Consider the following 25893-nt stretch of genomic DNA (forward strand, 5'->3'; position numbering starts at 1 on the left):
CTCTCAGTAAACTGTCATTTTTTCCGAATCCTTCTTTTCGAGGTTTATGCATGACTATCAGTCCTTTTGCGGGCAAGCCGGCACCAGCCCAGTTGCTGGTGGATATCCCGCGACTGGTCACGGCCTATTACACCGGCCAGCCTGATGCAGCAATCTCCACCCAGCGTGTGGCTTTCGGCACCTCGGGGCACCGTGGCAGCTCGTTCGAGCTGAGTTTCAACGAATGGCATGTGCTCGCCATCAGCCAGGCCATCTGCCTTTACCGTGAAGCCCAAGGTATCAATGGCCCGCTGTTTGTGGGCTTGGACACCCATGCCCTGTCGACGCCGGCCGGCGCCAGCGCGCTGGAAGTCCTGGCCGCCAACGGCGTGCACGTGATGCTGGCCGAAGGGGATGAATACACCCCGACACCGGCAATTTCCCACGCCATTATTTGCTACAACCGTGGCCGCACCAGCGGCCTGGCGGACGGTATTGTGATCACACCGTCCCACAACCCGCCGCAAAGCGGCGGCTACAAGTACAACCCTCCCAATGGTGGCCCGGCCGATACCCACGTCACCAAGTGGATCGAAGCCAAGGCCAACGAACTGCTGGCCAACAAGCTGGCCGGGGTCAAGCGCATCACCCACGCGCAAGCGCTCAAGGCTGACACCACCCATCGCCATGACTACCTCAACAGCTACGTGGCCGACCTGGTCAATGTGATCGACATGGACGCCATCCGCAGCGCGGACCTGCGTCTGGGCGTTGACCCATTGGGCGGAGCAGGGGTGCGCTACTGGTCGGCGATTGCTGAACACTACCGCTTGAACCTGGACGTGGTGAACACCGAAGTCGACTCCACTTTCCGTTTCATGAGCGTGGACTGGGACGGCCAGATCCGCATGGACCCGTCGTCAAGCTACGCCATGCAAGGTCTGATCGGCCTCAAGGAGCGCTTCGACGTCGCCTTCGCCTGCGACCCGGATCACGACCGCCACGGCATCGTCACCCCGTCCGGCGGCCTGCTGGCACCGAACAACTACCTGGCGGTGTCGATTGACTACCTGTTCCAGAACCGCCCTGACTGGCGCGCCGACGCTGCCGTGGGCAAGACCGTGGTCAGCAGCGGCTTGATTGATCGCGTTGCGGCACGCATCGGCCGTCGCCTGTACGAAGTACCGGTGGGCTTCAAGTGGTTCGCCGATGGCCTGTTCGAAGGCTCGCTGGGCTTTGGCGGCGAAGAAAGCGCCGGCGCTTCGTTCCTGCGTAAAGACGGCAGCGTGTGGAGCACCGATAAGGATGGCCTGATCCCGGCCTTGCTGGCGGCGGAAATGACCTCGCGCAAAGGCCAGGACCCAAGCCAGATCTACCGTGGCCTGACTGACGCCCTCGGCGAACCGTTCGCGATCCGTGTCGACGCCAAGGCCACCCCGGCGCAGAAAGCGCTGCTGGGCAAGCTGTCACCAGAGCAGGTCACGTCCACGCAATTGGCCGGGGAAAGCATCCAGCAGATCCTCAGTCATGCGCCGGGCAACAACCAGGCGATCGGGGGCTTGAAGGTAATGACCGAAAATGGCTGGTTCGCGGCGCGCCCATCGGGTACCGAGGACATCTACAAGATCTACGCCGAGAGCTTTATTGGTGAAGATCACCTCAAGCAATTGGTGGAAGAGGCGCAGGTGCTGGTAGACGGCGCCATTTCCCAGTAACCGCAGTAGCAGTGTGGGAGGGGGCTTGCCCGCTCCCACATTGATGATGACGTGCAGGGATGAGGATCAGGCCAGATCGACCAGGACAATCTCGCTGTCCTCAATCGCCGTCACCCGCAACACCTGCTCATCCTCCACCGCAACGCCGTCTCGAGCGTGTGCGCGCAAGCCGTTGACTTCAATCACGCCGGTAGCCGGCACCAGATAAGCACGGCGTCCGCTGTCCAGCCGGTATTCGGCAGTCTCCCCAGCTTTCAGGTTCGCTGCCACCAGGCGTGCATCCGCACGAATGCGCAGGCTCTCGCTGTCGCCGGCCTTGCCGCTGGCCAGGGTCACAAAACCCTCGCGATCGCCTTTGGGAAACGGTTTGGCTCCCCAGGACGGTGCCAGCCCGGTTTGGTTCGGAATAATCCAGATCTGGAAGATCTTGGTCGGCGTGGCTTCCAGGTTGTATTCACTGTGGGCGATGCCGGTGCCGGCGCTCATCACCTGTACGTCGCCGGCCTCGGTGCGACCCTTGTTGCCGAGGTTATCGGCGTGGCTGATCGCGCCTTCACGCACATAAGTGATGATTTCCATGTCGCGGTGTGAGTGCTGTGGGAAACCGGTGCCTGGCGCGATGATGTCGTCGTTCCACACCCGCAGGTTGCCCCAGTGCATGCGCTCGGGGTCGTGGTACTCGGCGAATGAAAAGTGGTGATGAGCGTCCAGCCAGCCGTGATGGGCGCCGCCCAGGGTGTTGAATGGTCGAAGTTCAAGCATGATCGTCTCCTGTGTATGGCCCTATTTTCCGGGAGTGGATGATCGATAAAAAGCGTAAAAAGTGCCTGATTCCTATCAGCCGATTAGATGGGTTGCGCGCGTTTTGACTTTCACTTCATCGCCTAACTGCATGACGAAAAAGCAATTGGCTGGAACTGAACGCCGATTCCGGCGACCATGGCGCACTTGTCAAAGTCAAGCACATCGCAGGAGTCCGCGTGCCGCAACAAAAGCCCGATCTACCGCCCGAGCTGCGCCCAATAGCTGAAATGCCCCTGCTCAAGCGCCTGGCGGCGCGCCTGTTCGGGCATGGTCTGACCCGTTTGCGCGCCCAGCATCGGTTCTCCTGGCTGCATGGCCAGGCTGATGGTTTTCGCAGCGGGCACGAGGCGGGCGTGGAATACGGCTATCGCGAGGGTAAGGCCGATGGCATCGAAGAAGGCCGGCAAGTCCTGCTGATCCGCGACTTTCGCCCGGACGAGCATCGCGCACCAGGGATAGACGACAGCCTGTTCGATGATTGGCGCCTGCCCCTGACCGCCGAAGTGAAAAAGCGTATGAAGGCCGACGTGGCGCGACTGCTGCCGGAGCATGCCCAGCCCAGCGCGGCGCAATGGAAGATGATCTTCAGCGATACGCCCTCGACCTCGGTCATCGCCGGCGCGGGTGCCGGTAAATCCACCTCTCTGGTGCTGCGTATCCTGCTGCTGACCCATTATCTGGGCTTCGAGCTCAGTTCGATGACCGTGGTGACCTTCACCCGTGAATCACGCAAAGACTTCATTAGCAAGCTCATGGAGATTCTCAGCCTGTGGGGCCAACCCCTTGGCATCAAAGAGGCCCAAGCCGTGGTGCGCACCTTCCACTCGCGTATTCTGCCCATGGTGCGCAGCTTGCCGGGCTTTGAACGGCTGCAGGCTTTCGAAAACCTTGGCAGCGGTGTCGAGGAGGCCGACGGCAACCCGTTCGACCTGCGTATCAGCGATGCGCAGCGCCAACAGATGAATGCCTGCTACCACCGCCTGCATGGCCGCCATGAGCGCTTTCGTGAACTGATCGTGCCGTTGGCGCGCCAGGGCCTGCAACTCAAGGAGCTGGAACGCGATCACCCGGATGTGCAAAAGCGCATGGCGGTGACCGAACTGGCGGCCAAGCGCGATGAAGAACTCTGCGATGTCATCGAAGACCTGTGGTTTCGCGCAGGCGCCTGGCCGATAAAGGGTATCGAACCCAGCCGGCAGACCTTTGAGATCAATGGCGCGCAGTTTCATTGCCATGGCTACATCCCTGAGTTGGATGCCTGGGTGGTGTTGGGCTTCGATTCGCGGGAAAACCCGCAGATAACCCGCCCCAACGCCAAACTGGCAGTGCGCGCGGAATGGGCGGTGAAGCGAACCTTGTTTCAAGCTTTCTGCCGTAAGCCTTTGATTTGGCTTGATAGCTATGAGTCGTCTAAACGGCTTTTGGGCACCCTGGCGGGTGAAGCTACGGCGGGTCCCGGTTTCGACTACAAGGTCAAGGGGGAATTGGTCTCGGCGCCGTTGCTGGACAGCTTTGTCACGGCTGCCGGCTTCATCGAGAACCTTGGCCTGGACGTGCCCACCGCCGTGGGCCGGATGAGCTTCGCCAAGGACGACCCCGACCGGTTCTTCTTCGAAGCCTTGAGCATTTTCTGGAAAGCCCTGGAAGATCACTTGCTCGACCAATCGCCGCCGATCATGACTTACAACCGGATGTTCTCGCTGTTCGGCGAAAATACCCCCGAAAACCTCAAGTTGCTCAGCGACCCGCTGCTGCGCCCGATGTCGCACCTGATGATCGATGAGTTCCAGGACATCTCGCCGCAGATCGTGTCGTGGGTCCGTGCCAGCCTGCGCGAAATCCGCAGCCGCGGCCCGGCGATGCACGTGGGGCGTGGGGCGCAACGTTCTTCGTTATTGTGCGTGGGTGATGATTGGCAGTCGATTTACGGTTGGCGTGGCAGTTCGCCCCAATACTTCATGGCCTTCAACAAGGAATTCCCGTCGCCCACGACCACCCGTGTGATGCTCGGCGAGAACTACCGCAGCCATCAGCACATCATCGACGCCGCCGAGCATGTCGTGCGCAGCGCCCCGGCGATCCCCGGCAAAAAGGCCAAGGCCAGTGGCATCCCCAAGCCCTTGGTGCCGGTAGTGGTGCTGGAACGCGACGACGCGGCGCTGGGGCGTACGCTGCTGGAGCATTACCAAAGGGGCGATTCGGTGTTAATGCTGTATAGAAAAAGCAGCGATAAGCTATTGATTCAAGAGCATATTCAGTCGGTAGTTAATGTAGATTCCAGCTTGCCGCCGGCGGCGCGCAGATTGAAACAGCTGACTTATCACAGCGCCAAGGGGCTGCAGGCGGATGCGGTCTTCCTGCTGGGGGATTGCCAGCACGTCACCAGTTCGCCTTACAAGAACCAAGTCTACCGCATGGCCGGGCTGGGTAATGAGGGTGACAGCGAGCCTTATGACTCGGCGCAAAAAGATGAAGTATTGCGCCTGGCCTACGTCGGCATCACCCGGGCCGTCAGCCACTGCTATTGGTACGTAGAGAAACCGGAAGGCCTGGGTGTGAATGTACCCAGGGCCTCGGAACGGGTGGACGGCAAGAAAGCGTTTTTCGACGATCAGCGTGGATGAGCCACGCAGTGCCGCCCAGGTGCTCCGGCTGATTGACTCAGGCGCGTAAAGACAGCGGTGGTACAAAGGACTCCAACTCATCCTCCACCGCCTCGATAATTCGCTCCACATCGGAAGCATTCATCACGGTGGCGCAGGGGATGCCGGCGATGGCGATCAACGTCTCGCCACTGACCCGGTCGAACAGGCGCACGATCATGCTGCCAGGCGCATCCATGCTGCCTTCGAAGCCCATCGGATGAAAATGCCAGCGCATCAGCTGGCACGCGTTGGGGAACGTCACTTTATTCATGTTGCCCACCTTGTTCATTGAGCGCTTCCTTTAGCTCGCGGCAGGGCCAGGACCGTCTCTGGTCATGGTTGTAGAACTTCAAAATAGCATTCGTTCGCAACTGGCGTGTGACTTTTTTCCTTCCATTCGGCGGTTGTTTTCCGACTCTTTGACATAGATCAAGCCCGGCCTCAAATTAGGCAAAAGGCCACTAGTGATCAGCGCTGATCAACCCTTGAAGGGGTTGCTGAAATTCGGCAATCTCAACCGTTTACCCGCCGCAGAGTCCTAAATGCCCGACATCGCTGCAGCCGATGATTGCCAAAACACCCAGGCCACCGGTGACTTGGTGCTGCGTCACCACTTGTGCTGGCGCCATCGGGACCTGGACGGGGTCATGTCCTACTACCATCCGGACATCCAGTACCACGATTTCTTCCAGAACCGCGTAGTGCGTTACCCCGAACTGCGTGAGTACCTGCAGGCCAGCATGCCCCGTGGGCCGGACGAGGCCATAGAGCACACTGACCGCATTCGCGCCGACGGTGACACCGCCTTCATCCAGTACCGCATCACCTTGCGGGGTGGCCAGGGGTTGGTGTCTTTCCGCACCAGCGAAGCGATCACCGTACGTGACGGCTTGATCTGGCAGGTCAATGAGTACGCGTCGCTGGTGCATGAGCAACCGACCCAGGCCATACGCCCGACCGTCAGTCGCCTGGGCTTGTCGCCCCAGCAACTGGGGCATATGGCCAACGACCTGCAGCACTATTTTGAGCAGCAGCAACCTTATCTGGACCCGGCGCTGGATCTGCAACGGGTGGCCAAGGAATGTGGCTACAGCCGCAATCAGATTTCCTACCTGTTAAACCAGGTGCTGGGGCAGAGCTTCTACCGCTACGTCAACCATGCGCGGCTGCAACACTTGCTGGCCAGCCTGGACAAGGCCGTACCGCCGATAAAAGTCGATGACCTGGCGTTCGCTGCCGGTTTCAACTCGCTATCGGCGTTCTACAGCGCGTTTCGCCAGCACACCGGGCAGTCGCCCAAGGCGTACGTCAAACAAATTTCTCTGCGTGCACGCGCGCAAGACAGCCCATAACGTCACGCTCTAGGATCACCCCTATCGAAACGAGGCAGGGGAGCCTGGCATGCCGGCATGGCGAAATATCAGTTTATGGATGGACCAGTTGGACGACCCGCTGGCGGCGCGGCCGGCCCTGGCCCATGACCTGGACGTCAACGTGGCCATTATCGGCGCCGGTTATACCGGGCTGTGGACCGCGTATTACCTGAAACGCCAGGCGCCCGAGCTGAAAATCGCGATTATCGAGGCACAAACGGCGGGTTTTGGCGCATCCGGCCGTAACGGCGGTTGGCTGATGGGCAATCTGTTGGGTGAAGACCGTTTGTTGGCGGGGCTTCACCCGCAACAACGCCGGGCCTCATTCGATTTGTTGCACGGCATTCCCGATGAAGTGGCCCAGGTGCTGGCCCGCGAAGGGATCGATTGCGACTACCGCAAAGGCGGTGCGCTGTATTGCGCCGCGCGCTACCCCGAACAGGAAGTCAGCCTGCGCCGTTACCTGGATAAGCTTCACGCCCAGGGCCTCACTGAACACGATTACCGCTGGTTGAGCCCGCAACAGTTGGCCGAACAGATCCGTATCGCCAAGCCCTATGGCGGTATCTATGCACCTCATGTCGCGACGATCAACCCCGCCAAGCTGGTGCGCGGCCTGGCGCGGGTCGTGGAGAGCATGGGCGTGACGATCTACGAAAACAGCCCGGTGAGCCACTGGCAGTCCGGCAGCCTGCGTACCGCCCAAGCCAGTGTGCGCGCCGCCTGGGTAGTGCCGGCGGTGGAGGGCTACGCCAACACCTTGCCCGTGCTGGGGCGTTATCAACTGCCGGTGCAGAGTCTGATTGTCGCCACAGAACCGCTGTCCGCCGCCACCTGGGATGAAATCGGCTTGAACCATGGCCAGGCGTTCGGCGAAAGCAGCCGCCAGGTCACCTACGGCCAGCGCTCTGCGGACAATCGCCTGGTATTCGGTGCCCGCGGCGGCTATCAATTCGCCGGAAAGTTACGGCACGACTTCGATTTGACCGACAGCGAAGTCGAGCTGCGTCGTTACCTGTTCGGCGAACTCTTCCCACAGCTGAAGAACGTGCGGATTACCCACTCCTGGGGTGGCAACCTCGGTATGTCACGCAGGTTCCGGCCACACATGTTGTGTGATCACAAGACCGGTATCGCGCTTTCCGGCGGTTATGGCGGGGAGGGCGTCGGCGCCACCAACCTGGGCGGCCGCACCTTGGCTGACCTGATCCTGGGTCTCGACACGCCATTGACCCACCAGCCCTGGGTGATCCGCGAGCGTGGCCTGGACGCGCTCAAGCCCTGGGAGCCCGAGCCATGCCGCTGGCTGGGTTACAACGCGATTATTCGTAGTTTTGTCCATGAAGACCAAGTGTTGGCCAACCCCAAGACCGCGCCTTGGCGACGCAAATGCGCGACCGCTGTAGCCGGTTTCATGGAAGGTTTCATGCACTGATCGTTTCACTCACACGGGGAGTTACATGAGCATCACTCATTTCAAAGACACGCTGAACGCTCACCTGCCGGATGCTTCACCCGTGGCGGTGCCACTGGGCGAGCCCATCGCCATAGCCTCGACCTTGCACGTGGAGCGCGACGACGGCGTCGAAACCGGCATCTGGGAGTGCACCCCGGGGCGCTGGCGCCGGCAAATCAAATCCCAGGAGTTTTGCCACTTTATCCAGGGCCGCTGCACCTTCACCCCCGACAGTGGGGAAGTGGTTCACATACAAGCCGGCGATGCATTGATGTTGCCGGCCAACAGCACCGGGGTCTGGGATATCCAGGAGACCGTGCGCAAGACCTATGTATTGATTCTGTAACGCTTTGATCCTTGATCGCCTGCCATAAAAACAGCCCTAAAACCGCCAGGAAATCGAACCATGAAAGCCATTGCCCTGTTGCCCCTGATGTGGGTGGTCTCTATCAGCCAGGCCGCCGAAACGGTGAAAATCTACAACTGGTCGGATTACATCGCGCCGGACACCACCAAAAATTTCCAGAAAGAAACCGGCATCGGTTTCACCTATGACGTCTATGACAGCAACGAGACCCTCGACGGCAAGCTGATGACCGGTAAATCGGGTTACGACGTGGTGTTTCCGTCCAACCACTTCATGGCCCGGCAGATTCAGGGCGGCGCGCTGAAAAAGCTCGACAGGAGCCAACTGCCCAACTGGAAAAACCTCAACCCGGTACTGCTCAAGGCCCTGGAAAACAACGACCCGGGCAATGCCCACGGGTTTCCGTACCTGTGGGGAAGTACCGGCATCGGCTACAACATCGACAAGGTCAAGGCCGTACTGGGCGACAACGCACCGGTGGACTCCTGGGACTTGATCTTCAAACCGGAAAACATGGCCAAGCTGCAGAAGTGTGGGGTGGCAATCCTCGACAACGGACCGGAACTGCTGCCGGCCGCGCTGAACTACCTGGGTTTGCCGCATCACAGCAAGAAGCCCGAAGACTACAAAAAAGCTGAAAACCTGCTGATGAAAGTGCGGCCGTACGTGGCGTACTTCCATTCCTCGAAATACACCGCAGACCTTGCCAATGGCGACATTTGCGTGGCCGTCGGTTTCTCCGGCGACATTCTGCAAGCCGAAAGCCGTGCCAAGGAAGCCAGGAACGGCGTGAATATCGGCTACAACATTCCCAAGGAGGGCGCTGCGATCTGGTTCGACATGGTCGCCATGCCGGCCGACGCGCCCGACGAAAAAGCCGGCTACGCGTTCATGAACTACCTGCTGCGCCCGGAGGTAATGGCCAGCATCACCAACTATGTGCACTACGCCAATGGCAACAGCGCGGCCGACAGCCTGGTGGACCCGGCAATCAAGGCCGACACCAAGGTGTACCCGAGCCTGGACATGATGGGCAAGCTGTTTGCGCTGGAGGCGATGCCGTTGAATATCGACCGGGTGCGCACGCGGGTGTGGAACACCGTTCGTACCGGTCGATGATCTCTCTTTTTGGGCTCAGGGGTTCTCCAGGTCATGCCCCAGCGACTGGATAAACAACGAAAACAGTTCCGGCTGTGACGAGATATCCAGCTTTGCGTAGAGATGTCGCCGGTGCACCTTCACGGTGTCCGGCGAGATATTCAGGCGCTCGGCCATGGCCTTGGACGAGAACCCGCGCAACACCAGCCGAGCGACTTCCAGCTCACGTTCCGACAGCACGCCGCAACCGAACTGGCTCAGTGCATCCCTGATCTGGCTGTCCATCGCCGGCGCGCGTTGAGTGCTTTGCTGCCAATGCTGCTGCATCAACGGCAGCACCCACGCCGCCAGCAGGGTCATCAGCCCGCTTTCTTCAGAGCTGAACCGCCGCTGCATGCCCAGGGATAGCGACAAAGTACCTGCACCCGGCAGTTGCAGGATGAATTGCACCTCGTCTTCCAATACGTTGTCGTGGAAGTAGTTGAGGAAGTATTCACTCTGGCGAAAATGGTCCGGTGCCACTTCCTCCAGGCGGTACACGCCGCTGGCATAGCCTTCGCGGCACGCCTGGAAAAACGGGTCGAGCAAATACAAGCCATTGAGGTAAACCAGCATCGACGCCGGTTTGCTGCTGGGCTGGGCGTCGTATTCCTCCAGCGCCTGGGGTGGGCCTTCCAGTGGGTAGAAGATCGCCAGGGCGTTATCGAAGGGCAGGCACTCATGCAGCAACAGCACCAGCTGTTTCCAGAACCGCTCGGTGCCGATTTGTGACAGGGTGCGCCCCAGCCCCGCATGCATGCCGATTTCCCTGAACACGTTCATGTAACAGGCTCCCGGCCTCGAATAGTGGGGCCAAGGGTTCGGCTTTTGTCGGGTATCGTCAAGGGGAGTACGCCAATAGGGGAATTGGCTGACATGACCCCAGCCGATACCTTCGAGACCATTCAGCAGGAAACATATCCTGCAAAAGCCCGACTTTTCGTTTCTGCCTCCTACAAAAAACAACGACAGAGGATAACGATATGAGTGCTTCTCCCGCGCCAGACGGCGTGCTCAAGCCCACCTTGAGCGTCTTCGATGTGGTGGCCATCACCGTTTCGGCGGTCACGCCGGCCAGTTCCGTGTTTGTCATCGCGCCCTTTGCCATCCAACAAGCCGGCAGTGGGGTGTTTCTGGCCTTTGTAATGGCGGCTTTGCTCGCGCTGATGTTCGCCTTCTGTTACGCCGAACTGGGTCGTGCCCACAACAGCGCAGGCGGTGAGTATGTGTACGCCAAGCGCGTCTTCGGCGGTATGGCCGGTTATGCGACGTTTTTGACCGTGCTGGTGATGTTGCTGTTTATCCCACCGGTACTGGCAACCGGTGCAGCCACTTACCTGAATAACGCCCTCGGCACACAATTCGACTCGCAAACCGTGGCGCTGGCCATCGTGGTGTGCAGTTATGCCCTGGGCATTCTCAACATTAAGCTCAATGCCTGGATCACTGGCACCTGCCTGCTGTTGGAAGTGGCGGCACTGCTGGTGATCGTGTTTATCGGCTTCGGCAACCCGGTACAACCGGCCAGTGTGCTGTTCCAGCCGCAGATCGTCGAAAACGGCCTGCTGCATCTGGCCCCCTGGGGCCTGGTCATCGGCGCGGTCGGCATCGGCCTGTTTTCGTTCAATGGTTATGGCCCGGCCGTGCTGTTGGCCGAAGACATGAAGTGTGGCGGCAAGGGGGTGCACAAGGCGGTGTTGTGGTCCCTCGGGTTGGTGGTGGTGATCGAGCTGGTGCCGATTACCGCACTGCTGATTGGCGCGCCATCCCTGAGTGCGATGATCAGCAGCCCCGACCCGATCGGCTACCTGTTGACCAGCCACGGTAATGAAACCCTGTCACGGCTGGTCAGCGCGGGGATCTTCCTGTCGGTGTTCAATGCCATCGTCGCCATCGTCATCCAGATTGGCCGCGTGGTGTTCAGCAGTGGCCGCGATGCGCTGTGGACGCCCACCATCAACACATTGTTTACCCGTATCCACCCGCGCTGGGATTCGCCCTGGTTGGCTACGCTGTTCCTGGCCATTCCCTCGGCCTTGCTGAGTTTCAGCTCCAACCTGGCAGACCTGACTTCGTTCAGCGTGTTGCTGATCATGCTGGTGTACCTGGTGGTGGCGTTGAGTGCGTTGATGAGCCGGGTGCTGCTGCGTGATCGCGAGCATCCTTACCGCATGCCGTTGTGGCCGCTGCCGGCTTTACTGGCGGTGCTGGGTGCGGGCTATTTGTTGATGACCTTGATCGCGGCTGCGTCGATCCGGGACATCATGATCATCATCGGCTTGCTGGCCACGTCGGTGATTTTTTATTGCATCAGTGGCCGGTCGAGTCCGGCGTATCAGAAATTGTAAGGAGTGGTTATGCGTGCACGTCAATGGGGTATCACGCTGGGGCTGGGCACGCCCGGCGAATTGAATGCCATCACCGATGTTCCAGGTGTCCGGGTGGGCCATGCCACGCTCAAGACCTGTATCGACGGCAAGCAGGTGCGTACCGGCGTCAGTGTCATCCAGCCGCGGGCCGGGGAGGCACGCCATCAACCGTGCTTTGCCGGCTACCACGTGCTCAATGGCAACGGCGATGCCACCGGCCTTGAATGGATCAGCGAAGCAGGGCTGTTGACCACGCCGCTGGCCATCACCAACACCCACAGCATCGGCATTGTGCGCGACACGTTGATCGCCCTGGAGCGCGAGCGCCTGGAGGACCCGGCCATGTATTGGTGCATGCCGGTGGTGATGGAAACCTATGATGGCCTGCTTAACGATATCTGGGGTCAGCACGTCAAGCCTGAGCATGTGCGCGATGCATTGAATAATGCGGAGTCCGGCCCGGTCCAGGAAGGCGCGGTGGGCGGCGGTACCGGGATGATCTGCCACGAGTTCAAGGGTGGCATCGGCACCGCATCGCGGCGCTTGCCGGCAGAGCAGGGGGGCTGGACCGTCGGTGTGCTGGTGCAGGCCAACCATGGCAAACGCCAGGAGCTGCGTGTGGATGGCTACCCGGCGGGGCGCCACCTGATGGAGATCCCTTCACCGTTCGCCGAGCGCGGTACGCCCGGCATGGGCTCGATTGTGGTGATCCTTGCCACCGACGCGCCGTTATTGCCGCACCAGTGCCGGCGCCTGGCGCAGCGCGCGTCGATCGGTATCGCCCGCACCGGCGGCGGCACCGAAGACTCCAGTGGCGACCTGTTCCTGGCGTTCGCCACCGGCAATCAGGCTATTCCACCGGCCGATTACGGGCGCAAGGACTTGCCGCTGAGCACGCCGTTGCACATGGTGAATAACGACCATATCTCGCCACTGTTCAGTGCCGCGGCGGAGGCGGTGGAGGAGGCGATCATCAACGCCATCCTGGCCGGTGAGGACATGACCACGCAAGCGGGCATCACCGTGCCGGGACTTTCCGGCGAGACACTTCTCAGTGCGTTGAACAAGTCTGGCTGGAGTGTGGCCCGGTAATAGGGGACAAGGCACTTTAATAGCGCGGATAGTGGCTCTTTAATGTTGTAGATGACACCGTGACAATATATTGGATCCATTTAACCAAGTGTGCCGCTCAACTTGAGCGGCTTTACCCCTATTTAATATTTAAATAGCAGAGGGCGACAATTGGTCGCGCAACAGCAATAGCCCCCAATAAATGCTGGAGAGCACTTCCTCGAGTTGAATCTACGTCACATTTTCAGTGCGGAAATATTTGTAGACGAAAGATTTCAAGTTGTGTCAGTTTCGATACGCCTTCAAGAGAGGCGAGTGATAGGACGATCTCGCCCGCGAGGTTCCTATCGAACAAAGACTGATGCACTTGCAAACAAGGAAGTACGTTTATGTCAAAAGTAAAAGACAAAGCTATTGTTTCTGCAGCGCAAACCAGCACAGCGTATTCGCAGATCGATAGCTTCAGCCATCTGTACGACCGTGGCGGCAACCTCACGGTCAATGGCAAGCCGTCCTACTCCGTGGACCAGGCAGCTACCCAGCTGCTGCGGGATGGTGCCGCGTACCGGGACTTTGATGGCAACGGCAAGATCGATCTGACCTACACCTTCCTCACCTCGGCGTCTTCGGCCACCATGAGCAAACATGGTATTACCGGGTTCAGCCAATTCAACACCCAGCAGAAAGCACAGGCCGCACTGGCCATGCAATCCTGGTCGGATGTCGCCAACGTGACCTTTACCGAAAAGGCTTCCGGTGGTGATGCACACATGACCTTCGGCAACTACAGCGGTGGCCAGGACGGCGCAGCCGCCTTCGCTTACCTGCCCGGCACCGGTGCAGGCTACGACGGCACTTCGTGGTACCTGACCAACAACAGCTACACGCCGAACAAGACGCCGGACCTGAACAACTATGGCCGGCAGACCCTGACCCACGAAATCGGCCACACCCTGGGCCTGGCTCACCCTGGCGACTACAACGCCGGGAATGGCAACCCGACCTATAACGACGCGACCTATGGACAGGACACGCGTGGCTACAGCGTCATGAGTTACTGGAGCGAGAGCAACACCAACCAGAACTTCAGTAAAGGCGGTGTCGAAGCTTATTCCTCGGGCCCGCTGATCGACGACATCGCCGCGATCCAGAAGCTCTACGGCGCCAACTACAACACCCGTGCCGGCGACACTACCTACGGGTTCAACTCCAACACCGGGCGTGATTTCTACAGCGCCACGTCCAATGCCGACAAGCTGGTGTTCTCGGTATGGGACGGTGGCGGCAACGACACCCTGGACTTCTCCGGTTTCACCCAGAACCAGAAGATCAACCTCAATGAAGCCTCGTTCTCCGACGTTGGCGGCCTGGTGGGCAACGTGTCCATCGCCAAGGGCGTCACGGTCGAAAACGCCTTCGGCGGTTCGGGCAACGACCTGATCATTGGTAACAGCGCAGCCAACCTCATCAAGGGCGGTGCCGGCAACGACATCATCTACGGCGGTGGCGGTGCGGACCAACTGTGGGGCGGCGCCGGCAGCGACACCTTCGTGTACGGTGCCAGTTCCGACTCCAAGCCGGGTGCTGCGGACAAGATCTTTGACTTCACTTCCGGTTCCGACAAGATTGACCTCACCGGCATCACTAAAGGTGCAGGCTTGAGCTTCGTCAATGCGTTCACCGGGCATGCCGGCGATGCTGTACTGACCTACGCCTCGGGTACTAACCTGGGTACGCTGGCAGTGGACTTCTCCGGGCACGGCGTGGCGGATTTCCTCGTCACCACCGTTGGCCAGGCCGCTGTCACTGACATCGTGGCGTGATGTAAAGCGCGCGGCGCTTCGGCGCCGCGCTCTATAAGGGAGCAGCAGATGCCGCGTTTTTCCCATTTGATCGCCTGTGCTTCGCAGGTGATGTTCGTATTGGCAGGAGCCCAAGCAATGGCGAGCAGTCTCGTGTTACCCACTACCGCCCAATTGGCCGGGCATTGGGAGCTGAAACAACAGGATCAGGTCTGCGCGCTGGACCTGCTGGAACAGGCCAATGCCCTGGCGGGCGACGTCGCCTGCGTCGAGCAGTGGCTGGGCGATAAACCCCTGACTTGGTCACCGACCCCGGACGGTATCTGGCTGATGAATGCCGAAGGCACTGGCATTACTCATTTGAATCGCCAGAGAGAAGGTGAATATAAAGGGCGAACACCGTCAGGTTCGGAAGTTGTATTGCAACGAGCACTTTAGTTAACAGTTATAAGCCTATAACTCGATTTCATAGTTGGCCATCCCTTATCCAGGGCGTGGGCAACTATTGCGCGTCATTCGCTTCAGGGAAGATCAAAAGATATGGCGAAGTCCCATGCGGTTGCGCCCTTATTCAGGGCCTTGGGTGAATACAAAAGTATTTTGATCAGCATCGGCTGTTTCACCGCATTGATTAACCTGCTGATGCTGGTGCCGTCGATTTACATGCTGCAAGTGTATGACCGCGTGCTGTCCTCCCAGAATGAAACCACGCTGGTGATGTTGACGCTGATGGTCGTGGGGTTCTTTGCCTTTATCGGCACCCTGGAAGTGGTGCGCAGTTTTATCGTGATCCGTATCGGCAGCCAGTTGGAACAGCGTTTCAACCTGCGCGTGTACAAAGCCGCGTTCGAACGCAACCTGCAGCGCGGCCAGGGGCATGCCGGGCAGTCACTGGGCGATTTGACGGTTATCCGCCAATTCATCACCGGGCCCGCGCTGTTCGCATTTTTTGATGCGCCGTGGTTTCCCATCTACCTGTTCGTGATTTTCCTGTTCAACGTGTGGTTGGGCGTGTTGGCCACGGCAGGTGCGGTGATATTGATCGCGCTGGCCTGCCTGAACGAATACCTGACCAAAAAGCCGTTGGGCGAGGCCGGCGCGTTTTCCCAGCAGTCGACCCAGTTGGCCACCAGCCATTTGCACAACGCCGAGACGATCCAGGCCATGGGCATGCTCGGTGCGTTGCGCAAGCGTTGGTTCGCCGTGCATGCGCAATTTCTCGGTTACCAGAACAAGGCCAGCGACACCGGTTCGGTGATCACTTCCCTGAGCAAATCCCTGCGCCTGTGCCTGCAATCCCTGGTACTGGGCCTTGGTGCATTCCTGGTGATCAAGGGTGATATGACCGCCGGGATGATGATTGCAGGCTCCATCCTGATGGGCCGCGTACTCAGCCCGATCGACCAGTTGATCGCGGTGTGGAAGCAGTGGAGTTCGGCCAAATTGGCCTACCAGCGCCTCGACGGACTGCTGCGTGAATTTCCACCGGAAGTCGAGCAGATGGCATTGCCCGCGCCCAAGGGCCAAGTGAATTTCGAGCAGGTCAGCGCGGGTCCGCCGGGGCGGCGCCTGCCGACCCTGCATCAAGTCAGCTTCAGTCTCGAGGCCGGCGAAGTACTGGGCGTGCTCGGTGCGTCGGGCTCCGGTAAATCCACCCTGGCCCGCGTGCTGGTGGGTGTATGGCCGACCCTGGCCGGTACCGTGCGCCTGGACGGCGCGGATATTCACCGCTGGGACCGCGATGATCTGGGCCCGCATATCGGCTATCTGCCCCAGGACATCGAATTGTTCAGCGGCAGCATCGCCGACAACATCGCGCGCTTTCGCGATGCCGATCCGGAGCAGGTGGTGAAGGCGGCGCAACAGGCCGGGGTGCATGAACTGATCCTGCGCTTGCCCCAAGGCTACGACACGGTATTGGGCGACAACGGCGGCGGCCTCTCGGGCGGCCAGAAACAACGGGTGGCCCTGGCACGTGCCCTCTACGGCGGGCCACGGCTGATCGTGCTGGATGAGCCCAACTCAAACCTCGACACGGTCGGTGAAGCCGCATTGGCCAGCGCCATCGTGCAGATGAAAGCCCAGGGCTCGAGCGTGGTGCTGGTGACGCACCGTTCTTCAGCGCTGGCCCAGGCTGACAAATTGGCGGTCCTCAATGAAGGCCGGTTGCAGGCATTCGGACCGAGCCAGGAAGTGCTGCGCGCCTTGTCGGGCCAGCAGGAAGCACCACGGGAAAAGGCCGGTGTGAGCCTTAGCCGTCAGTATCAAGCCGCAAGGAACCCAGGCGCATGAGCAGCACGACTTTCGAATCACGTTTCAAGCAGCGAGACGCCGGTTTTTTCGTCAAGATGGGCTGGTTGCTGACGGTCGTCGGCGCCGGCGGTTTTTTCCTTTGGGCCAGCCTGGCCCCACTGGACCAGGGGATTCCGGTACAAGGCACGGTGGTGGTGTCGGGCAAGCGCAAGGCCGTGCAAACCCTGAGCCCAGGTGTGGTCAGCCGGATTCTGGTGAAGGAGGGCGAGGCGGTAAAACAAGGCCAACCGCTGTTTTTGCTCGACCAGACCCAGCATCAAGCCGACGTGCAGTCGCTGCAGGCCCAATACCGCCTGGCCTGGGCCAGCGTTGCCCGCTGGCAGAGCGAGCGTGATAACCAACCCAGCATCACTTTTCCTGCTGAATTGAGCGCGAACCCCGACCCGGCGCTGGCGTTGGTACTGGAAGGCCAGCGCCAACTCTTCAGCAGCCGTCGCGAAGCCTTTGCCCGTGAACAGGCAGGCATTCGCGCCAATATCGAAGGCGCCACCGCACAGTTGGATGGCATGCGCCGTGCCCGCAGCGACCTCACGGCCCAGGCGCAGTCCCTGCGCGAGCAGCTGAGCAACCTGCAACCGTTGGCCGACAACGGCTATATCCCGCGTAACCGTCTGATGGACTATCAGCGTCAGTTGTCCCAGGTCCAGCAAAGCCTGGCGCAAAACACCGGGGAAAGCGGTCGCGTCGCGCAGGGCATCCTCGAGTCGCGCCTCAAGTTGCAGCAGCACCAGGAGGAATATCAAAAGGAAGTGCGCAGCCAGCTGGCCGACGCCCAACTGCGCAGTTTGACCCTGGAGCAGCAACTGACCTCGGCGGGGTTCGACCTGCAGCACAGTGAAATCAACGCCCCGGCCGATGGCATTGCGGTCAACCTTGGCGTGCACACCGAAGGCGCCGTGGTACGCGCCGGTGAAACCTTGCTGGAAATCGTGCCGCAGGGCACGCGCCTGGAAGTGGAAGGGCATTTGCCGGTGCACCTGGTGGACAAGGTGGGCACCCATCTGCCGGTCGACATCCTCTTTACCGCCTTCAACCAGAGCCGTACCCCACGTGTGCCAGGCGAAGTCAGCCTGATCTCCGCCGACCAGATGCTCGATGAAAAAACCGGCGCCCCGTACTACGTGCTGCGTACCAGCGTCAGCGACGCCGCGCTGGAAAAACTCCACGGCCTGGTGATCAAGCCAGGCATGCCCGCCGAGATGTTCGTGCGGACCGGCGAACGTTCATTGCTCAATTACCTGTTCAAGCCGCTGCTCGACCGCGCCGGCTCCGCGTTGACCGAGGAATGAGCATGAAGTCAGTGTTCATCGCCTTGCTGTTGGCCTGCGGCAGTGCCCAAGCGGCCATGGGGCCGTTCGATGTGTACGAACAGGCCCTGCGTAACGACCCGGTATTCCTCGGCGCGATCAAGGAGCGCGACGCCGGGCTGGAAAACCGCACCATCGGCCGCGCCGGGCTGCTGCCGAGGCTGTCGTACAACTACAACAAGGGCCGTAACAACTCCGAGGCGCACCTGCCGGACGGGCGCGGCGGGTCTTATCGGGACGACCGCAACTACAACAGCTACGGCTCCACCTTCAGCCTGCAGCAACCGTTGTTCGACTATGAAGCCTATGCCAACTACCGCAAGGGCGTGGCCCAGGCGCTGTTTGCCGACGAGAGTTTTCGCGACAAGAGCCAGGCGCTGCTGGTGCGGGTGTTGAGTTACTACACCCAGGCGCTGTTCGCCCAGGACCAGATCGACATTGCCCGCGCCAAGAAGAAGGCGTACGAGCAACAGTTCCAGCAGAACCAGCATCTGTTCCAGCAAGGCGAGGGCACGCGCACCGACATCCTGGAAGCCGAGTCGCGTTATGAACTGGCCACCGCCGAGGAGATTCAGGCACTCGACGAACAGGACGCATCCCTGCGGGAACTGGGGGCATTGATCGGCGTGCAGAGCGTCGACATCCACGACCTGGCGCCGCTGAACCAGAGCTTCGCCGCCTTCACCTTGACCCCGGCCAACTACGACACCTGGCACGAACTGGCGATCAGCAATAACCCCACGCTCGCTTCCCAGCGCCAGGCCGTCGAGGTCGCGCACTATGAAGTGGAGCGCAATCGCGCCGGGCATTTGCCGAAGATCACCGCGTATGCCAGCTCGCGCCGACAGGAGTCCGACAGCGGCAACACCTACAACCAGCGCTACGACACCAACACCATCGGCGTCGAATTCAGCCTGCCGCTGTATGCCGGCGGCGCCGTCTCCGCGTCTACCCGCCAGGCCAACCGCGCCATGGAACAGGCCGAGTACGAGCTGGAAGGCAAGACCCGCGAAACCCTGATCGAGCTGCGCCGTCAGTTCAGCGCCTGCCTGTCGGGGGTGAGCAAGTTGCGCGCCTATCAGAAGGCCCTGGTTTCGGCTGAAGCGCTGGTGGTGTCGACCAAGCAGAGCATCCTCGGCGGTGAGCGGGTCAACCTCGATGCACTGAACGCCGAGCAGCAGTTGTATAGCACCCGTCGCGACCTGGCTCAGGCACGTTACGACTACCTGATGGCCTGGACCAAATTGCACTACTACGCCGGCAATTTGCGTGACACCGACCTGGCGAAAGTCGATGAGGCTTTCGGTCCGGTGAAATGAGCGTCTATAAAAACAATAAGGATGGTTTAGATGATCACCGATTCACCGCGTTTCAAACCCTTTACCGCAGGCTCTTTGCTGCTGTTGTCCGTTGCGGCACAGGCGGCCTACACCGAGACCGGCCAACCGGGTAACCCCGCCAGTTGGCGTACGGCCGAGTTCCAGAGTGACTGGGGGCTGGGGCGCATGAAGGCAGATGAAGCCTACGCCGCGGGTATCACCGGCAATGGGGTGAAAATCGGCGCCCTCGACTCGGGCTTCGATCCCAGCCACCCGGAAGCCGCCAAAGACCGCTTCCACCCGGTCACGGCCACCGGCACCTACGTCGATGGCAGCCCGTTCAGCACTACCGGTGCGCTCAACCCCAACAACGACTCCCACGGCACCCATGTCACCGGCACCATGGGCGCGGCCCGCGACGGCGTGGGCATGCACGGTGTGGCCTACAACGCGCAAATCTACGTGGGTAACACCAACGCCAACGACAGCTTCCTGTTCGGCCCCAGCCCCGACCCCAAGTACTTCAAGACGGTGTACAACGCACTGGTCGATTCCGGCGTGCGGGCCATCAACAACAGTTGGGGCAGCCAGCCCAAGGATGTCAGCTACCAGACCCTCGGCGATCTGCACGCCGCGTACGCCCAGCATTACAACCAGGGGACCTGGCTGGATGCGGCGGCGGACGTGGCCAAGGCGGGCGTCATCAACGTGTTCAGTGCCGGTAACAGCGGTTATGCGAATGCCAGCGTGCGCTCGGCGCTGCCGTATTTCCAGCCGGAGCTGGAAGGGCATTGGCTTGCGGTGTCGGGGCTGGACAAGGCGAATAACCAGAAATACAACAAGTGCGGCATCGCCAAGTACTGGTGCATTTCCACCCCCGGCGCGCTGATCAATAGCACCATTCCCGACGGTGGCTACGGCGTGAAGTCCGGTACCTCGATGTCGGCGCCCCATGCCACGGGCGCGCTGGCATTGGTGATGGAGCGTTATCCCTACCTGACCAACGAACAAGCGTTGCAGGTGCTGTTGACCACCGCCACGCAGCTCGATGGCTCGATCACCCAGGCGCCCAACACCACAGTGGGTTGGGGCGTGCCGGACCTGGGCCGGGCCATGCATGGGCCGGGGCAACTGCTGGGCGCGATGAACGTAAGCCTGGCGGCCGGGCAGGGTGATGTGTGGAGCAATGGCATCACCGACCAGGCGCTGATCCAGCGCCAGGCCGAAGACCGTGCCGAGCACGCAGCCTGGCAGCAAACGCTGCTCGACAGGGGTTGGCAAAACGGCGTGGCCGCCAATGCCAGCCAACAGGACAAGACGGACTACGCCATCGGCAAAGCGCGCGACCAGGCCGCCGCCAACCGAGTGTACGAGGGCAGCCTGATCAAATCCGGTGCCGGGCGGCTGCTGCTCAGCGGCGACAGCACCTATCGCGGCGCGACCACGGTCAACGGTGGCTTGCTGACGGTCAATGGTTCGCTGGCGTCGGCGGTGACCGTCAACGACAGCGCTACCCTCGGCGGCTCCGGGCGGATTGCCGCGTTGTCCGTCAATAACGGCGGCAGCGTGGCACCGGGCAACTCGGTGGGTACCTTGCAGGTGGCGGGGGATGTGAACCTGGGGGCCGGCTCTACGTACGCCGTGGAGCTGACACCTGCCGGCAGCGACCGCATTGTCGCGGGTGGTAAAGCCGTACTCGGCGGTGGCAACGTGACCCTGGCCCTGGAAAACAGTCCCACGTTGCTGAGCCAGAGCCAGGTACAAAGCCTGATCGGTCGCCAGTATTCCATCCTCCAGGCGGCGGGCGGTATCCAGGGGCAGTTCGGCCAGGTGCTGCCCAATTACCTGTTCCTGGGTGGCACACTCGACTACGCGGCCAACGGCGTGCAGTTGGATGTAGGCCGCAACAACGCCACGTTCGCCAGCGTGGCCGCCACCCGTAACCAGCGCAATGTCGCCGCTGCCGCCGAGCAATTGGGCGCAGGAAATCCGGTGTACGAAAGCGTGTTGCTGGCGGATTCGGCGGCCACGGCCCGGCAGGGCTTGCAGCAGCTGTCCGGCGAGATCTACCCGGCCATCGGCGCGATGTTGATCAACGACAGCCTGCAATTGCGCGACGCTGTGGGCGAGCGCCTGCGGCATGTGCCGGTCACCGGTGAACGCAACCTGTGGATCAAGGCGCTGGGGGCCTGGGGCAAGACCGACAGCCGCAGCGAAACGGCAGGGGCGACCCGCTCCATCGGCGGCCTGCTGGCCGGTGCGGACGGCGCACTGGATGAGCAGACCCGTATCGGCGTGGTCGCCGGTTACAGCGACAGTGGGTTGAACCTGGGCAACGGCACGCATTCATCGGCGTCCATCGACAGCTATCACTTGGGCGCATATGCCGGTCGGGAGCTGGGTGACTGGCGGGTCAGCGTCGGCGGCGCCTACAGCTGGCACCGTGGCGATGTGAAGCGGGACCTGCAATACGGTGCCGTCAGCGGCAAGCAAAAGACCAAGCTGGAGGCGCGCACGGCGCAGTTGTTCACCGAAGCGGCCTACCGCGTTCAGCTGCAACCCCTGGCACTGGAGCCGTTCGCCAACCTGGCTTATGTGCATCTGGACAGTGACGCCTTCCATGAAAAAGGCGATGCCGCCGCGCTGGAGCGCGGCAGCGATCGGCGTGACGCGGTGCTTAGCACCCTGGGTATGCGCGCGCTGAAAACCCTGCCGCTGAACGATCACCAGCAACTGGAACTCTCTGGCTCGCTGGGCTGGCAGCACAGCCTCACCGCTGTGCAATCCGAAGAACACCTGGCGTTTGTCGCCGGCGGGCCGTCATTCGCCGTGGGCAGTTCGCCGCTGCTGCGGGACGCGGCGCTGGTCGGCGTGCAGGCCAGCCTGGCGTTGAGCCCGTCGACGCGGGTCAACCTGGATTACACCGGCCAACTGGGGGGGCGGGAGACAACCCAGGGCGTGGGTTTGAGCCTCAATTGGCAGTTCTAAGCCCACCACAGATCAAAAAATGTGGGAGGCAACAGGCAACGATCTGATTTCCAGAAAAGTGCACTAAGAAAACTAAGGAAGGTCACCGTGAACAAACGAATCATCGCCACTCACACAGCCCCGGGCTACCCGCTCAAGGCGTTGAGCCGCGTGCCATACGGCGCGTTGCTGTGCTGCCTGGCAAGCCTGGGAACCGCCCAGGCCGCACCCTATGTGGAAACCGGCAAGTCGGGCGACGCCGCCAGTTGGCGCAGCAACGAGTTCAAGGCCGACTGGGGCCTGGGCGCCATACAGGCCGACAGCGCCTATGCCGCCGGTTACACCGGCAAGGGCGTCAAGCTGGGGATTTTCGATCAGCCGGTGTATGCCCAGCACCCGGAATTCGCCAGCCCCGGCAAAGTGGTGACGATTGTCACCGAGGGCATCCGCCAGTACACCGACCCGTACATTCCGGTGAAGGCGGGCGACGCGTTCCGCTATGACGGCACGCCGTCCCAGGATTCCAACGGCAAGCTAGGTAACCACGGTACCCATGTCGGCGGCATTGCCGCGGGTAACCGCGATGGCGGGCCGATGCACGGCGTGGCGTTCAACGCGCAGATCCTCAGCGCCGAAAACGGTGACCCGGGCCCTGAAGACGGCATTATCCTCGGCAACGATGGCGCGGTGTACAAGGCCGGTTGGGATGGGCTGGTGGCCAGCGGTGCGCGGATCATCAACAACAGTTGGGGGATCGGCATCGGTGCGCAATACGCCAAGGGTGGCCGTGATCCGGCGTTCCCGAATTTCACCGTCAACGAAGCTCAGGCGCAGTTTGACACTATCCGGCCGATCCTCGGCACACTGGCCGGGGGGGCTTATCAAGGGGCAATCGATGCGGCTCGCAGCGGTGTGCTGACCATCTTCGCCGCCGGTAACGACTACAACCGCAACAACCCGGATGCGATGTCGGGCCTGGCGTACTTTGTACCGGAAATCGCGCCGAACTGGCTGTCGGTGGCGGCGTTGCAGCAAAACCCGGATACCACGAGTTCCACACCCTATGTGATCAGTACGTTCTCGTCACGCTGTGGCTATGCGGCAAGTTTCTGCGTATCGGCGCCGGGTACCAAAATCTTCAGTTCGATCATCAACGGCACCAACCTGGACAACCTCACCACCGACTGGGCCAACAAGAATGGCACCTCCATGGCCGCGCCCCATGTTGCCGGTGCGGCGGCGGTGCTGATGGAGCGCTTCCCGTACATGAGCGGCGAGCAGGTCTCCACCGTGCTGAAAACCACCGCCACCGACCTCGGCGCGCCGGGCATCGATTCGCTGTATGGCTGGGGCATGATCAACCTGGGCAAGGCGGTCAACGGGCCGGGCATGTTCATCACGGCCGAGGATATTCCCGCCGAGTTCCGTATCAATGGGGCCTATGGCAATGGGCAGTTTGTAGCCGACCTGCCGGGTGTCGGTGCGGTGGTGGATGCCGGTAAACCCACCCAGCGCTTGTGCACCGATATACATTGCGGGCGAGATGTGTGGAGCAATGACATCTCGGGCCATGGCGGCCTGACCAAGCAGGGCATTGGTACGCTGGTGCTGACCGGCACCAATACGTACAGCGGCCCGACCCTGGTCAATCAAGGCTTGCTGGCGATCAACGGCTCGCTGACTTCCGACGTCAGCGTCAGCCAGGGCGGCGTTGTCGGCGGTTCGGGGCGTATCGGCTCGCTGGCCGTGAAAAACGGCGGCACCGTGGCGCCGGGCAACTCCATCGGCACCCTGAATGTGGCGGGCAATGTCACCTTCGACGCTGGCTCGACGTATGCGGTGGAGTTGTCGCCAACCAGCAGTGACCGCATTGTCGCCGGTGGCACGGCCACGCTCAATGGCGCCACCGTGACCCTGGCCCTGGAAAACAGCCCGACCTTGTTGAGTGCGGCGCAGGCCGACAGCCTGATCGGCCGCCAGTACAACATCCTGCAAGCCGCCGGTGGTGTGACCGGTGCCTTCGGTGCGGTACTGCCCAACTACCTGTTTATCGGCGGCACCTTGAACTATGCCGCCACCGGTGTGCAGCTGGACGTGGCACGCACCAACAGCTTCGCCAGCGTCGCCACCACCCCCAACCAACGTGCGGTGGCTGTGGCTGCCGAGCAATTGGGGGCGGGCAATGCGGTGTATGAAAGCCTGCTGTTGGCACCCAACGCCGCCTCGGCACAAGGTGCCTTCCAGCAACTGAGCGGCGAGATCTACCCGGCCCTGCAAAGTGCGCTGATCAACGACAGCCGCTACGTGCGTGAAGCCGTGGGCGAGCGCCTGCGTAACGGCGAGATGGGCGCCAGCAGCAATACCCTCGACAGCCGTGGCAACGTGTGGGTCAAGGCGCTGGGTGCGTGGGGCAAGACCGACAGCCGCAGCGACACGGCGGGCTACACCACCTCTATCGGCGGCATGCTCGCCGGGGTGGATGGCGCACTGGACGAGTCAACCCGTATCGGTGTGGTCGCCGGCTACAGCGACACCTCGCTGAACATGGGCAACGACACCCACAGCCGCGCCTCGGTCGACAGCTACCACTTGGGCGCTTATGCCGGGCATGAAATCGGCGCCCTGCGCCTGAGCGGCGGCGCGGCGTACAGCTGGCATCGCGCCGATGTGAAGCGTGACCTGCAATACGGCGACGTTTCCGGCAAGCAGAAAGCCAAGGTCGACGCCCGCAGTACCCAGGTGTTCGGCGAAGCGGCGTACCGCGTCAACCTGCAACCGCTGGCCCTGGAGCCGTTCGCCAACCTGGCCTACGTGCACCTGGACACCGATGGCTTTACCGAAAAGGGCGATGCCGCCGCGTTGAAAGGCCGCGACGACAGCCGTGACGTGGTGTTGAGCACCTTGGGCGCGCGTGCCTTGAAGACCCTCAACCTGAATGATCACCAGCAACTGGAACTGTCCGGTACCCTGGGCTGGCAGCACAACCTGAGCCGCGTGGGTTCCGAGCAGCACCTGGCATTTGCCTCGGGTGGCCCGTCGTTTGCGGTGCAAAGTGCGCCAATGGTGCGTGATGCAGCGCTGGTGGGGGCACGCGCCAGCCTGGCGTTGAGCAAGGACGCACGGTTGAACTTTGATTACAACGGCCTGCTGGCCAGCAAGGAGAAAGTCCACGGTGTCGGCTTGAGCCTCGACTGGGCGTTCTAAAGGTTTCACCCCTCGCGGGGCGGTGGTGGGCCTGCGTGCTTACCACCGCCCCGCGAGGGGTTACA

The 25893-nt window shown here is 61.3% G+C and carries 18 protein-coding genes; 15 read left to right on the top strand and 3 right to left on the bottom strand.

Translation table 11 applies throughout. The annotated features are described in order from the left end of the window. Positions 1-50: 50 nt before the first annotated feature. Complete coding sequence (gene pgm / locus EXW71_RS00650) at positions 51-1694, top strand: phosphoglucomutase (alpha-D-glucose-1,6-bisphosphate-dependent) (RefSeq protein WP_134657176.1); 1644 nt, start codon at positions 51-53, stop codon at positions 1692-1694. Between the two features lie 66 nt (positions 1695-1760). On the opposite strand, the gene EXW71_RS00655 is transcribed toward pgm, so the two are convergent. Next, positions 1761-2456 (bottom strand): pirin family protein, encoded by a 696-nt coding sequence (locus EXW71_RS00655; RefSeq protein WP_134657177.1) that lies wholly within the window; start codon positions 2454-2456, stop codon positions 1761-1763. Positions 2457-2674: 218 nt separating this feature from the next. On the opposite strand from EXW71_RS00655, the gene EXW71_RS00660 reads away from it, so the two are divergent. Beyond that, the gene (locus EXW71_RS00660; protein WP_134657178.1) at positions 2675-5122 is read left to right on the top strand and encodes a UvrD-helicase domain-containing protein; all 2448 of its coding nucleotides are present in this window, start codon (positions 2675-2677) and stop codon (positions 5120-5122) included. Positions 5123-5159: 37 nt separating this feature from the next. Here EXW71_RS00660 and EXW71_RS00665 read toward each other — a convergent pair whose 3' ends face one another. Next, complete coding sequence (locus EXW71_RS00665) at positions 5160-5432, bottom strand: DUF1652 domain-containing protein (protein WP_123718253.1); 273 nt, start codon at positions 5430-5432, stop codon at positions 5160-5162. Between the two features lie 253 nt (positions 5433-5685). Here EXW71_RS00665 and EXW71_RS00670 point away from each other — a divergent pair, with 253 nt between their 5' ends. The 4 genes from EXW71_RS00670 to EXW71_RS00685 are packed head-to-tail and all read left to right on the top strand — an operon-like array spanning position 5686 to position 9458. Next, a complete protein-coding gene (locus EXW71_RS00670) occupies positions 5686-6495 on the top strand; it encodes an AraC family transcriptional regulator (RefSeq protein WP_123718254.1) in 810 nt (269 codons plus the stop codon). Between the two features lie 49 nt (positions 6496-6544). Further along, positions 6545-7951 (top strand): FAD-binding oxidoreductase, encoded by a 1407-nt coding sequence (locus tag EXW71_RS00675; protein WP_134657179.1) that lies wholly within the window; start codon positions 6545-6547, stop codon positions 7949-7951. A gap of 25 nt (positions 7952-7976) precedes the next feature. Then, a complete protein-coding gene (locus EXW71_RS00680) occupies positions 7977-8318 on the top strand; it encodes a cupin domain-containing protein (RefSeq protein WP_134657180.1) in 342 nt (113 codons plus the stop codon). 60 nt (positions 8319-8378) lie between these two features. Then, positions 8379-9458, top strand: a complete 1080-nt coding sequence (locus EXW71_RS00685; protein ID WP_134657181.1) for a polyamine ABC transporter substrate-binding protein — start codon at positions 8379-8381, stop codon at positions 9456-9458. 15 nt (positions 9459-9473) lie between these two features. Here the strand turns inward: EXW71_RS00685 and EXW71_RS00690 are convergent, their stop codons facing one another. Further along, positions 9474-10259 carry a helix-turn-helix transcriptional regulator gene (locus EXW71_RS00690; protein WP_123718259.1) on the bottom strand — a complete coding sequence of 262 codons (786 nt, stop codon included), beginning with the start codon at positions 10257-10259 and terminating at the stop codon, positions 9474-9476. Between the two features lie 200 nt (positions 10260-10459). Between EXW71_RS00690 and EXW71_RS00695 the strand changes: the two genes are divergently transcribed. The 9 genes from EXW71_RS00695 (at position 10460) to EXW71_RS00735 (ending at position 25828) form a co-directional block, all read left to right on the top strand. Further along, positions 10460-11824 carry an APC family permease gene (locus EXW71_RS00695; protein ID WP_123718260.1) on the top strand — a complete coding sequence of 455 codons (1365 nt, stop codon included), beginning with the start codon at positions 10460-10462 and terminating at the stop codon, positions 11822-11824. A gap of 9 nt (positions 11825-11833) precedes the next feature. Then, complete coding sequence (locus EXW71_RS00700) at positions 11834-12937, top strand: P1 family peptidase (RefSeq protein WP_134657182.1); 1104 nt, start codon at positions 11834-11836, stop codon at positions 12935-12937. Between the two features lie 368 nt (positions 12938-13305). Continuing rightward, positions 13306-14739 carry a serralysin family metalloprotease gene (locus EXW71_RS00705; protein WP_134657183.1) on the top strand — a complete coding sequence of 478 codons (1434 nt, stop codon included), beginning with the start codon at positions 13306-13308 and terminating at the stop codon, positions 14737-14739. 48 nt (positions 14740-14787) lie between these two features. Next, entirely contained in the window at positions 14788-15156 is a 369-nt protein-coding gene (locus tag EXW71_RS00710) for an AprI/Inh family metalloprotease inhibitor (protein WP_123718263.1), read from the top strand. Between the two features lie 102 nt (positions 15157-15258). Next, a complete protein-coding gene (locus EXW71_RS00715; protein WP_123718264.1) occupies positions 15259-17010 on the top strand; it encodes a type I secretion system permease/ATPase in 1752 nt (583 codons plus the stop codon). After that, on the top strand, positions 17007-18320 hold the full coding sequence (locus EXW71_RS00720; protein WP_134657184.1) for an HlyD family type I secretion periplasmic adaptor subunit: 1314 nt from the start codon (positions 17007-17009) through the stop codon (positions 18318-18320). Before EXW71_RS00715 ends, EXW71_RS00720 begins: the two co-directional genes overlap by 4 nt. A gap of 2 nt (positions 18321-18322) precedes the next feature. After that, the gene (locus EXW71_RS00725; RefSeq protein WP_134657185.1) at positions 18323-19657 is read left to right on the top strand and encodes a TolC family outer membrane protein; all 1335 of its coding nucleotides are present in this window, start codon (positions 18323-18325) and stop codon (positions 19655-19657) included. Between the two features lie 30 nt (positions 19658-19687). Next, complete coding sequence (locus EXW71_RS00730) at positions 19688-22645, top strand: autotransporter serine protease (protein WP_134657186.1); 2958 nt, start codon at positions 19688-19690, stop codon at positions 22643-22645. Positions 22646-22795: 150 nt separating this feature from the next. Next, on the top strand, positions 22796-25828 hold the full coding sequence (locus EXW71_RS00735) for an autotransporter domain-containing protein (RefSeq protein ID WP_256657139.1): 3033 nt from the start codon (positions 22796-22798) through the stop codon (positions 25826-25828). Positions 25829-25893 lie beyond the last annotated feature (65 nt).

This window comes from Pseudomonas sp. BCA17, from assembly GCF_004519405.1.
GTDB lineage: Bacteria > Pseudomonadota > Gammaproteobacteria > Pseudomonadales > Pseudomonadaceae > Aquipseudomonas.

Coding starts and splice junctions, on each gene's coding strand:
- EXW71_RS00655 (WP_134657177.1), bottom strand. CDS start 2,456: ATGCTTGAACTTCGACCATTCAACACCCTGGGCGGCGCCCATCACGGC.
- EXW71_RS00685 (WP_134657181.1), top strand. CDS start 8,379: ATGAAAGCCATTGCCCTGTTGCCCCTGATGTGGGTGGTCTCTATCAGC.
- EXW71_RS00725 (WP_134657185.1), top strand. CDS start 18,323: ATGAAGTCAGTGTTCATCGCCTTGCTGTTGGCCTGCGGCAGTGCCCAA.
- EXW71_RS00705 (WP_134657183.1), top strand. CDS start 13,306: ATGTCAAAAGTAAAAGACAAAGCTATTGTTTCTGCAGCGCAAACCAGC.
- EXW71_RS00675 (WP_134657179.1), top strand. CDS start 6,545: ATGCCGGCATGGCGAAATATCAGTTTATGGATGGACCAGTTGGACGAC.
- EXW71_RS00730 (WP_134657186.1), top strand. CDS start 19,688: ATGATCACCGATTCACCGCGTTTCAAACCCTTTACCGCAGGCTCTTTG.
- EXW71_RS00720 (WP_134657184.1), top strand. CDS start 17,007: ATGAGCAGCACGACTTTCGAATCACGTTTCAAGCAGCGAGACGCCGGT.
- EXW71_RS00665 (WP_123718253.1), bottom strand. CDS start 5,432: ATGAACAAGGTGGGCAACATGAATAAAGTGACGTTCCCCAACGCGTGC.
- EXW71_RS00680 (WP_134657180.1), top strand. CDS start 7,977: ATGAGCATCACTCATTTCAAAGACACGCTGAACGCTCACCTGCCGGAT.
- EXW71_RS00690 (WP_123718259.1), bottom strand. CDS start 10,259: ATGAACGTGTTCAGGGAAATCGGCATGCATGCGGGGCTGGGGCGCACC.
- EXW71_RS00700 (WP_134657182.1), top strand. CDS start 11,834: ATGCGTGCACGTCAATGGGGTATCACGCTGGGGCTGGGCACGCCCGGC.
- EXW71_RS00670 (WP_123718254.1), top strand. CDS start 5,686: ATGCCCGACATCGCTGCAGCCGATGATTGCCAAAACACCCAGGCCACC.
- pgm (WP_134657176.1), top strand. CDS start 51: ATGACTATCAGTCCTTTTGCGGGCAAGCCGGCACCAGCCCAGTTGCTG.
- EXW71_RS00715 (WP_123718264.1), top strand. CDS start 15,259: ATGGCGAAGTCCCATGCGGTTGCGCCCTTATTCAGGGCCTTGGGTGAA.
- EXW71_RS00710 (WP_123718263.1), top strand. CDS start 14,788: ATGCCGCGTTTTTCCCATTTGATCGCCTGTGCTTCGCAGGTGATGTTC.
- EXW71_RS00695 (WP_123718260.1), top strand. CDS start 10,460: ATGAGTGCTTCTCCCGCGCCAGACGGCGTGCTCAAGCCCACCTTGAGC.